Here is a 14,071-nt window from a genome sequence, read left to right as displayed (position 1 = left end):
CACGGGCGATGACCTACCGTGGGGAGATGACCGAACCGCTCGGCGCGCGGATCCGGCGGTTGCGCACCGACCGCGGGTGGACCCAGCGCGAGCTCGCCGAGCCCGGCTACGACCGCGGGTTCCTGGCGAAGGTCGAGACCGGCAGCCGTCCCCCCTCGGACGAGATGCTGGCCTACCTGGCCGAACGCTTCGGGCTGACCATCGACGAGCTGAGGTTCGGCCGTCCCCCGGGCGTCGCGGACGAGTTGCACGCGGCGCTCGACGAGGGCTACCGCGACCTGGAGCAGGGCCGCGTCGCCGACGCGGAGACGCGGTTCGCGGCCGTGGCGAAGCAGGCCGCCGGCTACCACCTCGACGACGTCGAGTGCTACGCGCGGTTCTGCCGGGCCGAGGTGAAGTGGCAGCTCTTCGACGTCGAGGGTGCGCAGCAGGAACTGGAGCACGCGGAAGAACTGGCGGCGGCCGCGCCGCCGTGGCTGCGGGCGATGATCGTGCACCGCTGGTCCGGCTGCCGGTACCTGAGCGGCGACGCGGGCACGGCGATCGCGCGCGTCGAGGCCGAGCTGGCCACCCGGCCGGCCGACCCGGACGCCGAGCTGTGCCTGCTCAGCGCGTTGATCCACCCGCTGATGGAGATGGGCGGCCTGCACCGCGCCCGCCGCGCGGCCGAGGACGGCCGTCGCCTGGCCCGGGCGGCCACCCGGCCGGACTTCGTGGCGCGCTTCCACCGGCAGGCATCGCAGGTGTGGCAGGCGATCGGGCGTGCGGACCAGGCGTTGCAGGACCTGACGGAAGCGTGCCGGCTGTTCACGTCGGTGGGCTTCGACCGCGACGCGGCGCGGTGCCGGTGGGCGCGCGGCTATCTGCTGCGGCGGGTGGGCCGCGTCGACGAGGCCCGCGCGGAGCTCACGGCGGCCCGCGACCAGCTGGCGGCGATCGGGTCCGAGGAGGGTCTCGCCGGCGCGACGGTCGAGCTGGCCGAGGTCCGCCTCCGCCAGGGCGCCCCGGACGAGGCGGCCGCGCTGGTCTCCGAGGTCTGGCCGCTGCTGACCCGGGACGTGGAGGCCCTCGGCGAGGCGACCGGGCTGCGGGGGCAGATCGCGGCGGCCCAGGGCGACCCGGAGACGGCGATCCGCCTCCTGCGCGAGGCGGCGGAGATCCAGCGGGGAGCATCGCTGCACGGGGCCGCGGTTTCGACGTCGTTGCGGCTCGGCGACGCACTCCGACAACGTGGTCATCTGACCGAAGCCATCGAGGCCTACCGCCGCGGCCTGGACTCGGCGGCGGGCACCGAAGGCTGATTCGCCGGACCACTGGGCTCAGTGGTCCGGACCACAACCGAATTTCCTACCAAAGTTGGTGAATTGGTTCAGACCAGTCGCCAACCGGGCCGCTTCCTGCGGTTTCGCCCCGGGCGCCGTGATCTTGGCGGCACCCCGCTGGGCCGTTCGGCCCATTGACCCGCGCACCACCGGAACCTTTACTCGGATGCGTCCGGCGCAATAACAGCAGTTATTCCGATGGACACACTCCCCACGGTCCCCGGAAAGGTTCCCCCCATGAGATCCCCACGAGGGCTGGCGGCGATCGCCGGCCTGGCCCTGAGTTTCGCGGTGCCGGTGATCCCGGCCGCCGCTGCCGCACCTCCCGCCGCCACCCCACCCGAGGCGCTCGCCGCGCGAGCCGCCGACCAGGCTGCCCTCAACGGCGCCGACCGGCTCGCCAAGGGCGCCGGGGAGACCTTCGTCCGCACCGGGGTCACCCCGGGTGGCGGCGGGCTCTACTTCGCCTCCTACCAGCGCACCTACCACGGCCTGCCGGTCGTCGGCGGGGACGCGGTCGTCGTCGCCGACGGGGCCGGGCGCGTCCGCGGCACCGAAGCCGCCAAAACCGCTCCGATCACCGTCGGCACCCAGGCCACGCTGAACGCCGCGCAGGCGAGCAGGATCGCCGCGGCCAAGGTGTCCACAGTGGACAAGGCCGAGGCGCCGAAGCTGGTCGTGCTGGCCGGGGACGCCCCCAAGCTCGCCTACGAGGTCGTCGTCAGCGGCCGCACCGGCGGCCACCCGACCAAGCTGCACGTCTTCGTCGACAGCGCGACCGGCGCGGTCCTCGACACCCGGGACGACGTCCGCGAAGCGGGCACCGGCAACTCCTACTACGCCGGGACCGTCTCGATCGACACGTCGGGCTCCGGCAGCTCCTACTCGATGACCGACCCGGCCCGCCGCGGCATCGCCTGCGGCCGCGAGGGCGGCTCGATCTTCACCAAGAGCAGCAACACCTGGGGCAACGGCTCCGGCACCGACCTCGAAACCGGCTGCGTCGACACGCTCTACAGCGTCCAGACCGAGTGGAAGATGCTCGGCGACTGGCTCGGCCGCAACGGCATCGACGGCGCCGGCGGCGGCTTCCGCGCGAGCGTGGGCCTCAACGACGTCAACGCCTACTGGGACGGCTCGTCGACGCACTTCGGGCACTCGCAGGACAACCAGCGCCAGGCGACGCCGATGGACGTCGTCGGGCACGAGTTCGGGCACGCCATCTTCCAGACGACTCCGGGCGGCGCCGGTTCGGGCAACGAAAACGGCGGGCTCAACGAGTCCACCGGCGACATCTTCGGCGCGCTGACCGAGTACTACGCCAACAACCCGAAGGACACCCCGGACTTCACCGTCGGCGAGGGCGTCAACCTCGTCGGCCAGGGCCCGATCCGCTACATGTACAACCCGGGCCAGATCGGCGACCCGAACTGCTACTCGTCGTCGATCCCGAGCACCGAGGTGCACGCCGCCGCGGGCCCGCAGAACCACTGGTTCTACCTGCTTTCCCAGGGCAGCAACGGATCCGGCGGGCCGACCAGCCCGACGTGCAACAACTCGAGCGTCACCGGCGTCGGCATCCAGAAGGCGGGCAAGATCTTCTACAACGGCCTGCTGAAGAAGACCTCGTCGTGGAACCACAAGGCCGCCCGCAAGGCCACGCTCGAAGCCGCGATCGCGCTCTTCCCCGGCAGCTGCACGGAATTCAACTCCACCAAGGCCGCCTGGGACGCGGTGAGCGTCGCCGCCGTCAGCGGTGAGCCGACGTGCAGCGGCCAGCCGCCGGCCGGCAACGACTACTCGCTGACGCTGTCGCCGACGTCGGCGTCCGTCCAGCCCGGACAGACGGCGACCACGACCATCACCACCCGGGTCACGTCGGGCAACGCCCAGACCGTCCAGCTGCTGGCCTCCGGCCTGCCCGAGGGCGCGAAGGCGACGATCAGCCCGGCGAGCGTCCAGTCCGGTGGCACCGCCACGCTGACCATCACCACCTCGGCGAGCACGCCGCAGGGCACCAGCCAGGTGACGGTCAGCGGTGACGGCCCCGATGCCGACCACAGCGCGCAGTTCTCGCTGACCGTCGGCACCGGCACCCCGCCGACCGGCTGCGGCGGCCTCACCGAGTGGGACGTGGCGAAGGCGTACGTGCCCAACGACGTCGTCGGCCACAACGGTCACAAGTGGACGTCCCTGTGGTACTCGACCGGTGCCGAGCCCGGCGCGCCCACCTCGTGGGCCGTGTGGAGCGACGGCGGCGCCTGCTGATCCCGGCCGCGCGGTGGCGGGCGACTCCCCCGCCACCGCGCGGCCTACCCTGGAACGTCCACGGCGGAAAGGCACCCGAGTGAGCGAGAGCGTCGGCGAACGCCTGCGTGAGCTGCGTACCGAACGCGGGCTCACGCAACGCCAGCTCGCCGGGCCGCAGTACTCCGCGGCCTACGTGTCGTCGGTCGAAACCGGCGCGCGGACGCCGTCGGGCGACGCGCTGCGGTTCTTCGCCCGGCAGCTCGCCATCGACTCCGACGAGCTGCTCGGCGGCCGCTCCCCGCGCGAGCTGCTCGAACTGGACCTCGACCTGATCGAGACGGCGGAACGGTTCCTGGCCGGTGACGTCCGCCGCGCGGCACCCCGCATGCAGCGGCTCCGCCGGCACGCCGAACGCCTGGACCGGCCGCGGCAGACCGGGATCGCGCTGCTGTGGCTGGCCGGGTACTCGACGGGCGACGTCCGCACGAAGTACGTCGCCGAAGCCGAAACGGCGTTGTCGGGCGAGCCGCCGCCGGTGCGCGCGATGGTCGTGCCGCTGCGCGCGGCCGTGCTCAGCGGCTGGGGCGAGGCGCAGTATTCCCTGCACCTGCTGGAAACCTGCCACGCGGAGCTGCTGCGCGACGGCTACCCGCAGCCGTCGATGCTACTGACGCTGCGGGCCTGCCTGGCCGAGCGGCACCTTCGCCAGGGCGATCTGGAGCGGGCTTCGGAGTACGCGGATTCGGCGCTGCGGCTCACCCGGGGCGGCCCCGCGGTGCTGGCCGAGCTGACCCGCAGCCACGTCGAGGTGTGCCGCAGCCACCTCGCGGCGGACCGGTTCGCCGACGCGGCGGCGTCGGTCGCCGCGGCCTACGACCTCATGCAGGAACGGGCCCTGCACCCGGCGATGGCGCACTGCCTGCTGGCCAGGGCCCGGGTTCGCGGCCGCGCGGGTGACGTCGAGGGCGCGCTGGCCGACCTCGGCGCGGCGCGGGAGACGGCGGGGCCGGCCGACGTCCCGGCGATCACCGTCGAGCTCGCCGCCGAATACCTGGCGGCGGGCCGGCTGGAAACGGCGGCCGCGCTGCTCGACCAGGTCCGCCCCTCGGTCGTGTCGGGCACGGCGCTGGCCGCGGAACTGCGGCTGCAGCTGGGTTCGCTGGCCAGGGCCCGCGGGGACGCCCGGCGCGCGGCCGAAGACCTGCGTGCCGCCGTCGAGCTGGCCACGGGCCTGGGCGCACGCGGGGTGCTGGTCCGCGCGCTGCGGCCGTTGAGCGAGCTGCTCGGCGAGGCCGGGAAGCGGGCGGAGGCAGCGGACGTGCTGCGCGACGGGCTCATCGCGCTGGGCGCGGAAGCCGACTGAGCAGGCACGACAACGTTTTCCTTTGCAGCACTAACGATTCCCGATGATCGAGATCGTCCGGCGTTCGGATGGTGTCGGGGACAATCCCTACGAAAGTCGTTCCGGGACGGAACACACCGTGAATCCCCTGCTGCGGTGGCCTTTGTACGAATTGATCCGAGAATCCTGAACGCGGCGTTGGTCCGTTCGGCGCATTGACGCCCAGATCTGCTGATCCTTTACTCGGATGCGTCCGGACGCATACCTGCTGTTAGCGGGCCGGACACGTCTCCCCTCTTTCCCTTACCGGACCTCGATTCTGCCTTCGTGAAAGGTTGACCTCGATGACCCATCGTGGGTTCAGGACGGGCTTGGCGGCCGCCGCCGGGTTCGCCATGACGCTCGCGCTACCGGTGACCCCGGCGAGCGCGACTCCCCAAGCACAGCCCGCAGCTCCGGACGTGGCCGCGGCCCGAGCGGCCGACCAGGCCGCCGCGAACGGCCTCGACGCGCTGAAGCGCGGCCCGGCCGAAGCGTTCCAGCGCGTCGGCCTGACCGCCGGTGGCGGCGGCCTGTTCTACGGCGCCTACCAGCGGACCTACCAGGGCCTGCGGGTCGTGGGCGGGGACGCGGTCGTCGTCGCCGACGGGGCCGGGCGGGTGCGCGGCACCAGCGCCGCCGAGACCGCCCCGATCGCCGTCGGGACGCAGGCACTCGTCGACGCCGCGAAGGCCGCGGCCACCGCGCGCGCCCAACTGGCCACTGTGGACAGTGTGAGCACGCCGGAGAAGGTCGTGCTGGCCGGGACGAGCCCGAAGCTCGCCTACGAGGTCGTCGTCGCCGGGCGCACCGCCACGGCGCCGAGCAACCTGCACGTGTTCGTCGACGCGGCGACCGGCGCGGTGCTCGACAAGCGGGACGACGTCAAGACGTTCTCCCCGGGCGCCCGGACGCAGGCCCAGCCCGGCACGGTGAACGTCGCCGGCACCGGCAACAGCTACTACGTCGGCAACGTCTCCATCGACACGACGCAGTCCGGCAGCACGTACACCATGCGCGACCCGGGCCGCACCGGCATCAGCTGCGGCCGCGAGGGCGGCTCGGTCTACAGCGGCCCGGACAACGCGTGGGGCAACGGCACCGGCACGGACCTCGAGACCGGCTGCGTCGACGTGCTCTACAGCGTCCAGACCGAGTGGAAGATGCTCGCCGACTGGCTGGGCCGCAACGGCATCAACGGCAGCGGCACCGGCTACCCGGCTTCGGTCGGCCTGGCCGACGTCAACGCCTACTGGAACGGTTCTTCGACCCACTTCGGGCACTCGCAGGACAACCAGCGCCAGGCCACCTCGATGGACGTCGTCGGCCACGAGTTCGGCCACGGCATCTTCCAGTTCACCCCGGGCGGTGCCGGTTCCGGCAACGAGAACGGCGGCATGAACGAGTCGACCGGTGACATCTTCGGCGCGCTGACCGAGGCGTACGCGAACAACACCAAGGACACCCCGGACTACGAGGTCGGCGAGGGCGTCAACCTGGTCGGCCAGGGCCCGATCCGCTACATGTACCAGCCGTCCAAGGTCGGCGACCCGAACTGCTACTCGTCGTCGATCCCGAGCACCGAGGTGCACGCGGCCGCCGGCCCGCAGAACCACTGGTTCTACCTGCTGGCCGAAGGCTCGAACCCGGGTGGCGGCAAGCCCACCAGCCCGACGTGCAACAGCTCCAGCGTCACCGGTGTCGGCATCCAGAAGGCCGGCAAGATCTTCTACAACGGCCTGCTGAAGAAGACCTCGTCGTGGAACCACAAGGCCGCCCGCAAGGCGACCCTCGAAGCCGCGATCGCGCTCTTCCCGGGCAGCTGCACCGAGTACAACGCCACCAAGGCCGCGTGGGACGCCGTCTCCGTCACCGCCGCGACCGGTGAGCCGGCTTCGTGCAGCGGCGGCGGCGCCGACTACTCCGTCGCGCTGAACCCGGCTTCGGGTTCGGTGCAGCCGGGCGCCTCGGCGACCACCACGCTCAGCACCGCGATCACCTCCGGCGCGGCGCAGTCGATCACGCTGTCGGCGTCGGGTCTCCCGGCCGGCGCGACCGCGTCGTTCAGCCCGGCGACGATCTCCTCCGGCGGCAGCTCGACGCTGACCATCGCGACGACCGCGTCGACCCCGACCGGCAGCTACCCGATCACCGTCACCACCGACGGGGCGACCACCGACCACACGGCGCAGTACACGCTGACCGTCGGGACGACGTCCTCGTGCGCCCCGGTGACCAACTCGACGCGCCTCGACATCCCGGACTACCCGGCGAGCGCGGTCAACAGCTCCAGCACCGTCAGCGGCTGCGCCCGCAACGCGTCCAACGCCACCAAGGTCGAGGTGCACATCACCCACACCTACCGCGGTGACCTGGTCCTCGACCTGGTCGCGCCGGACGGCACCGCCTACCGGCTGAAGAACTCCAGCAGCGACGCCACCCCGAACATCGACACCACCTACACCGTCAACGCTTCTTCGGAAGCCGCGAACGGCGCGTGGCAGCTCCGCATCCGAGACGTCGGCCCCGCCGACACCGGTTACCTGTCCTCCTGGACGTTGACCGTGTAGCACGCCCCACCCCGTGAAGGCCGCACCAGCCCGGTGCGGCCTTCACGGCCGTTCTCCCCAACCCCCATCGAAGGAACTCACCGCCATGAAGTGGAAGAGCAAACTCGGCGCCGGGGTCACCGCCCTGGCCGCCGTGCTGGGTGTCGTGACGGCTCCGGCGGCCACCGCCGCACCGGTCACCGCGCTCGCCGCGCCGGACATCTCGCTGGCCAACATCAAGACCCACCTCAACCAGCTGCAGACCATCGCCAACAACAACGGCGGCACGCGCTCGCCGCGTGGCGCGGGCTACGCGGCGTCGGTGTCCTATGTGGAGAACCTGCTCAAGAACGCGGGTTTCACCACGACCCGGCAGACGTGCACCAGCTGCATCGGGCAGTCGCAGAACCTGATCGCCGAGTGGCCGCAGGGCGACGCGAGCCAGGTCATCATGCTCGGCGCGCACCTCGACTCCGTCAGCGCCGGCCCCGGCATCAACGACAACGGCTCCGGCAGCGCGTCGATCCTCGAAACCGCGCTGACGCTGGCCCGCACCAACCCGGCGATGGCCAAGCGCGTCCGCTTCGCCTGGTGGGCCGACGAAGAGTCCGGCCTGGTCGGCTCCAAGTACTACGTCAACAACCTGCCCAGCAGCGAGCGCACGAAGATCAAGACCTACCTCAACTTCGACATGATCGGCTCGAAGAACTGGGGCTACTTCGTCTACGACGACGTCGCTTCGGTCAAGGCGATCTTCGACGAGTACTTCTCCTCCATCGGCATCCAGACCGAGGGCGACAGCGAAGGCGACGGCCGCTCCGACCACGCGTCCTTCAAGAGCGCGGGCATCCCGGTCGGCGGCCTGGCCACCGGCGCCGGTGACATCAAGAGCTCGGCGCAGGCGCAGAAGTGGGGCGGCACCGCGGGTGCGGCGTTCGACAACTGCTACCACCGCGCCTGCGACACGACGTCGAACATCCCGGACGCCCCGCTGGAGAAGAACTCCGACGCGATCGGGTACGCGCTCTGGAAGCTGGCCGTGGCCACCACGCAGGGCAACGACTTCTCCGTCAGCCTGAACCCGACCGCCGGCACCGTCCAACCCGGACAGTCGCTGCAGGTCGCCGTGGGCACCGCGACGACGTCCGGCTCGGCCCAGTCGATCTCGCTGTCCGCCTCCGGCCTGCCCGCGGGCGCGACGGCGTCGTTCAGCCCGGCCACCATCTCCTCGGGCGGCTCGTCGACGCTGACCATCTCGACGTCCTCGACCACCCCCACCGGCACCTTCCCGGTCACGGTGACGGCCGACGGCGCGAACGCCGACCACACGGCGACGTTCTCGCTGGGCGTCGGGACGTCGTCGTGCGCGCCGGTGACCAACGGGTCGCAGCTGACCATCCCGGACTACCCGGGTGCCGCGGTGAGCAGCACGGCGAACGTCGGCGGCTGCGCGCGCAACGCGTCCAACGCCACCAAGGTCGAGGTGCACATCACCCACACCTACCGCGGTGACCTGGTCATCGACCTCGTCGCCCCGGACGGCACGGCGTACCGGCTCAAGAACTCGAGCAGCGACTCGACGCCGAACCTCGACACCACCTACACCGTCAACGCTTCTTCGGAAGCCGCGAACGGCACGTGGAAGCTGCAGATCAAGGACGTCGGCCCGGCCGACACCGGTTACCTGTCCTCCTGGACGCTGACCGTCTGACCCACCCCGGGGGCGGCACTTTCACGTGAAAGTGCCGCCCCCAGGTCCGCACTTTCACGTGAAAGTGCGAGTTGTCTAGACCACCCGTTCGTAGGTAGTCACCGGTTCCCCGCGGCGCTTATCTTGATCGGACACGCCGCGTTCGCCCTCAACGACGATGGGAATCGGTATGTCCGGTCGCAGAACCCGCCTGTTCGGAACCCTTCTGGCAGCGGCGCTGGCCGTCCCGCTGCTCGTGTCGGCCCCCGCGCAGGGGGCGGTGCAGGCCGACACGTGCGCGGTGAAACCGCGGCCCGCGGGCAAGGTCCTCCAGGGCTACTGGGAGAACTGGGACGGCGCCGCGAACGGCGTCCACCCCGGCCTGGGCTGGGTCCCGATCACCGACGCCCGCATGGCCCAGCACGGCTACAACGTCATCAACGCCGCGTTCCCGGTGATCCGGTCCGACGGGACCGTGTTGTGGGAGAACGGGATGGACGCCGGCGTCAAGGTGTCGACGCCGGCCGAGATGTGCGCGGCCAAGGCCGCGGGCGCGACGCTCCTGATGTCGATCGGCGGCGCGGCCGCTGGTATAGATCTCTCGTCGTCGACGGTGGCCGACAAGTTCGTCGCCACGGTCGTGCCGATCCTGAAGCAGTACAACTTCGACGGGATCGACATCGACATCGAGACCGGGCTGACCGGCAGCGGGAACATCAAGACGCTGTCGGCGTCGCAGTCGAACCTGATCCGCATCATCGACGGCGTGCTCGCGCAGATGCCGGCGGGCTTCGGGCTGACGATGGCGCCGGAGACCGCGTACGTGACCGGCGGCAGCATCACCTACGGCTCGATCTGGGGCGCGTACCTGCCGATCATCAAGAAGTACGCGGACAACGGCCGGCTGTGGTGGCTGAACATGCAGTACTACAACGGATCCATGTACGGCTGCTCCGGGGATTCGTACCAGGCCGGGACCGTGCAGGGCTTCACCGTGCAGACGCAGTGCCTCGACAAGGGCCTCGTGGTGCAGGGCACGACGATCCGCGTCCCGTACGACAAGCAGGTGCCGGGGTTGCCGGCGCAGCCCGGCGCGGGTGGCGGGTACATGTCGCCGAGCCTGGTTTCCCAGGCGTGGCGGTCGGTTCCGGGCCTCAAGGGCCTGATGGACTGGTCGATCAACTGGGACGGCTCGAAGGGCTGGACCTTCGGCGACAACGTCAAGTCCCTGCAGGGCCGGTAAGACCTCGTGAGTGTTCAGGCGGGTTGGAACCCGCCTGAACACTCACGAGTCGCCGGCGGGGATGGGGTCGTCGTACTCGCCCGGCGGGCCGGCGTACTCGCGGGCGCCGTCCGGGAAGGGCCAGGGGTTCGGGACGCAGCCGTGCAGCCCGAGCGTCTGCTGCTCCATCACCGGCGCCGCCTTGCCGGGGCCGGGGCACAGCTCGTGGCCCTGCCCGAGCCGGTGCCCGGTCTCGTGCGTGACCATGTACTGGCGGTAGACGTCCAGCGGGGCCCCGTAGTTCGGCACGGCGTTGGCCCAGCGGGCGACGTTGAGCACGACGTTGCTGCCGTTGCGGCAGGACGTGTAGCTGTCCGCGGTCCCGCCGCACAGCCTGTCGCGGCTGGCGGGGGTGGCCAGGTAGATCGTGAAGTCGGCGCTGTCGGCCGGCCCGACCTGCTGCAGCCGCCACTGCCCGCCGGCGGTCCAGCCGCGCGGGTCGCCGAGGATGCCGCGGATCTTCTTCGCGAAGTCGGCGGGCCCGACGCCGTCGATGTCGGTTTCGAGCGCGATCCGGTACCGCATCAGCCGGCCCTGGGTGCCGGCGACCTCGGCGCTGCCGGGGGTGAACATCCACTGCCCGGACCCGGTCCGCGGGAAGGTGATGGCGACCTCGACGGGCGCGGCCTGCGTCACGGGCACCGCCGGCTCATCGGGCGGCGGCGGCAGCGCGGTGGCCTCCCCGATGGCCATGACCACGGGCCCGGCCGCGGGCGCGGCCACGGGCTGCTGCTCACAGGCGGTGAGCACCCCGGCCACCGCCACAGCGAGCACGGCAGCAACCGCGCCCCGTCCGGCGGTTTTGGGCATGGATCCTCCCCAGGTGCGGCTTTCACCAGGGAGTACGGGCGGGAAGCCGGAAAAGTTGCGGTGACCTGTGGCGACGGAGCGTCACCGCAGCTCAGAACCCCCGATTGTGACGACGGCCACAACACCCCTCCGCGGCTACCCCGGAGTGAGGAGAGCTTCGAGGTGCCGAGTCCGGACTGATGAGGCACGAAGTGATGGCGGCCTGTACGAAGCCGACGCCTGAAGCTCAGCCCAGGAACTTGCGAAGCACTTCCGTCACCTGGCGGATCTCCGCCGTCCGGACGTTCTCCTGCTTCGTGTGCGCCAGGGTCGGGTTGCCCGGGCCGAAGTTCACCGCCGGCATGCCCAGCGCCGCGAACCGCGCCACGTCCGTCCAGCCCAGCTTCGCCGCCGCGCGGCCGCCCGCTGCCTTCACCAGTTCCGCGGCCGCCGGGGCGGACAGGCCCGGGAGGGCGCCCGGGGAAAGGTCCACAACGGACAGTTCGTAGCCGTCGAAGACCTCGCGCAGGTGGCGCTCGGCCGCGGCCGGGTCGCGGTCCGGGGCGAAGCGGTGGTTCACCGTCAGGACCGCCGAATCCGGGACCACGTTGCCCGCCACGCCGCCGGTGATCGCCGTCGCCTGGAGGCCCTCGCGATACGTCAAGCCGTCGATGTCGACGATCCGCGGCTCGTACTCCGCCAGCCGGCGCAGGGGGCCGGCCAGCGCGTGGATCGCGTTCTCCCCCATCCACGCCCGCGCCGTGTGCGCGCGCTTGCCGGAAAACCGCAGTTCGACGCGCATCGTGCCCTGGCAGCCGGCCTCGATGACGCCGTTCGACGGCTCGCCGACGATCGCCAGGTCGCCCGCCAGCCACTCCGGCAGCTCGCGCTCGATCCGGCCCAGGCCGTTCTTGGCCGCCTCGACCTCTTCGTTGTCGTAGAACACGAAGGTGACGTCGTGCCGAGGCGACGGCAGCGTCGCGGCCAGGTGCAGGAAGACGGCGTCGCCGCCCTTCATGTCGACCGTGCCGAGGCCGTGCAGCACCTCGTCGTCGCCGGTGCCTTCGCGCCGCGCTGGGAAGTTGCCGTTCTCCGGCACCGTGTCCAGGTGCCCGGCGAGCACGACCCGCGAACCGCGGCCGAGGTTGGTGCGGGCGAGGACGGCGTCGCCGTTGCGGACGACCTCCAGGTGCGGTGCCTGCTCCCGCAGCGCTTCCTGCACCAGCGTCGCGAGTTCGGCCTCGGACCCGGACACGCTGAAGACGTCCACGAGGGCCGCGGTCAGGTCGACGGGGTCGGCGTGCAGGTCGAGGCTCATGGCCAGCACGCTACCGTGGGGGTGTGCGTAGGTTCGCGGTCGCGGTCGGCGGCTCTCTGCTGGTCCTCGTCCTGTCCGGCTGCGGCAGCGAAGCCGGCCCGACCCCCAAGCAGGGCGGCGAGCCGGGCCCGGACGCGCTCCCGACGAAGCTGACCGCGCTGACCGCCGACCAGTGCTACGCCAGCCCGCGCACCCAGCTGCCCAAGGGCTGTGAGAAGTACGTCACGGAGGTCGCGAACGTCCCCGGTTCGGCCCGCAAGCGCGCCGACGACCGCGACCCACAGCTGGTCGCCGAGGCGGACAAGCTCCAGCAGGCGGTCGGCGAGTTCCGCGGTGCCGGCTGCACCACCGTCGCCGACCCGGGCGGCGCCTGCACGCAGGCGCTGGTCGACGTCGCCGCCGCGCTTTCGGGCCTGAAGAAGCAGGTAGACGCCCGGCCCACGAGTGGTTGATCCGCGTCACTCCACTACGGTGGTGGCCGTGAGCGAGCAGAGCCCGAACCCCGAAACGACCGGCGCCAGCGGCGTCGGGCTGGCCACCGTCGCGACCGACGGGACGGTCCTCGACACCTGGTACCCGCAGCCCAAGCTCGTCGAAGCCGGCACCGCCGGCACCGAGCGCCTGAGCGCGGAGAAGACCGCCGAACTGCTCGGCGAGGCCGCCGCGGCGCTGCTCGGCCCGGACACCGACCGCGGGGTCGAGGTCGTCGCCGTCCGGACCACGATCGGCAAGCTCGCCGACACCCCGGCCGACACGCACGACCTGTACCTGCGGCTGCACCTGCTCTCGCACCGCCTGGTCCGCCCGCACGGCCAGAACCTCGACGGCATGTTCGGCCTGCTGGCCAACGTCGTGTGGACCAACCACGGCCCGTGCCCGGTCGAAGGCTTCGAGTCGACGCGGCTGCGGCTGCGGGCGCGCGGCCCGGTGACCGTCTACAGCGTGGACAAGTTCCCGCGGATGGTCGACTACGTCCTCCCGTCCGGCGTCCGGATCGGCGACGCGGACCGCGTCCGGCTCGGCGCGCACCTGGCCGCCGGCACCACGGTCATGCACGAGGGCTTCGTCAACTTCAACGCCGGCACGCTCGGCGCGTCCATGGTCGAAGGCCGGATCTCGGCCGGCGTGGTCGTCGGCGACGGCTCGGACGTCGGCGGCGGCGCGTCGATCATGGGCACGCTCTCCGGCGGCGGCAAGGAGACGATCTCGCTGGGCGAGCGCTGCCTGATCGGCGCCAACGGCGGCATCGGCATCTCCCTCGGCGACGACTCGGTCGTCGAGGCCGGCCTGTACGTGACCGCGGGGACGAAGGTCGTCGTCGACGGCAAGGTCGTGAAGGCCCTCGAGCTCAACGGCATTTCCGGCGCGGTGTTCCGACGCAACTCGGGCACCGGCGCGGTCGAGGTCGTGCCGCGCGCCGGCACCGGCGTCGAGCTGAACGCGATGCTGCACGCCAACGACTGACGCTGCGAATTCACCTACCATTCATG

10 protein-coding genes are annotated in these 14,071 nt (G+C 71.5%); 8 read left to right on the top strand and 2 right to left on the bottom strand.

The window, feature by feature from the left end:
• The first annotated feature begins 8 nt into the window (after nt 1-8).
• The 6 genes from ACLJQM_RS04310 to ACLJQM_RS04285 all read left to right on the top strand — a co-directional run bounded on the left by ACLJQM_RS04310 (nt 9) and on the right by ACLJQM_RS04285 (nt 10,435).
• On the top strand, nt 9-1,301 hold the full coding sequence (locus tag ACLJQM_RS04310; RefSeq protein WP_410630208.1) for a helix-turn-helix domain-containing protein: 1,293 nt from the start codon (nt 9-11) through the stop codon (nt 1,299-1,301).
• Nucleotides 1,302-1,559: 258 nt separating this feature from the next.
• Nucleotides 1,560-3,590, top strand: a complete 2,031-nt coding sequence (locus ACLJQM_RS04305) for a M4 family metallopeptidase (RefSeq protein ID WP_410630207.1) — start codon at nt 1,560-1,562, stop codon at nt 3,588-3,590.
• A 79-nt stretch (nt 3,591-3,669) separates the two neighbouring features.
• A complete protein-coding gene (locus tag ACLJQM_RS04300) occupies nt 3,670-4,935 on the top strand; it encodes a helix-turn-helix domain-containing protein (RefSeq protein ID WP_410630206.1) in 1,266 nt (421 codons plus the stop codon).
• A 323-nt stretch (nt 4,936-5,258) separates the two neighbouring features.
• Nucleotides 5,259-7,523, top strand: a complete 2,265-nt coding sequence (locus ACLJQM_RS04295) for a M4 family metallopeptidase (RefSeq protein ID WP_410630205.1) — start codon at nt 5,259-5,261, stop codon at nt 7,521-7,523.
• A gap of 85 nt (nt 7,524-7,608) precedes the next feature.
• Nucleotides 7,609-9,213: a M28 family metallopeptidase gene (locus ACLJQM_RS04290; RefSeq protein ID WP_247014556.1), complete on the top strand. Its 1,605-nt coding sequence runs from the start codon at nt 7,609-7,611 to the stop codon at nt 9,211-9,213.
• 169 nt (nt 9,214-9,382) lie between these two features.
• Nucleotides 9,383-10,435: a chitinase gene (locus ACLJQM_RS04285; RefSeq protein ID WP_410630204.1), complete on the top strand. Its 1,053-nt coding sequence runs from the start codon at nt 9,383-9,385 to the stop codon at nt 10,433-10,435.
• A gap of 42 nt (nt 10,436-10,477) precedes the next feature.
• Here ACLJQM_RS04285 and ACLJQM_RS04280 read toward each other — a convergent pair whose 3' ends face one another.
• On the bottom strand, nt 10,478-11,284 hold the full coding sequence (locus ACLJQM_RS04280; RefSeq protein ID WP_410630203.1) for a DUF3152 domain-containing protein: 807 nt from the start codon (nt 11,282-11,284) through the stop codon (nt 10,478-10,480).
• 226 nt (nt 11,285-11,510) lie between these two features.
• Complete coding sequence (dapE, locus tag ACLJQM_RS04275) at nt 11,511-12,581, bottom strand: succinyl-diaminopimelate desuccinylase (RefSeq protein WP_410630202.1); 1,071 nt, start codon at nt 12,579-12,581, stop codon at nt 11,511-11,513.
• Between the two features lie 23 nt (nt 12,582-12,604).
• Between dapE and ACLJQM_RS04270 the strand changes: the two genes are divergently transcribed.
• The gene (locus tag ACLJQM_RS04270) at nt 12,605-13,033 is read left to right on the top strand and encodes a hypothetical protein (protein ID WP_360772446.1); all 429 of its coding nucleotides are present in this window, start codon (nt 12,605-12,607) and stop codon (nt 13,031-13,033) included.
• Nucleotides 13,034-13,061: 28 nt separating this feature from the next.
• A complete protein-coding gene (gene dapD, locus ACLJQM_RS04265) occupies nt 13,062-14,045 on the top strand; it encodes a 2,3,4,5-tetrahydropyridine-2,6-dicarboxylate N-succinyltransferase (protein WP_360772449.1) in 984 nt (327 codons plus the stop codon).
• Nucleotides 14,046-14,071 lie beyond the last annotated feature (26 nt).

Origin of the sequence: Amycolatopsis sp. cmx-4-83 (assembly GCF_046548815.1) — a bacterium.
GTDB lineage: Bacteria > Actinomycetota > Actinomycetes > Mycobacteriales > Pseudonocardiaceae > Amycolatopsis > Amycolatopsis pretoriensis_A.
Note: the sequence above shows the minus strand (reverse complement) of the source record. Positions and strands in the feature narration are given on the sequence as shown.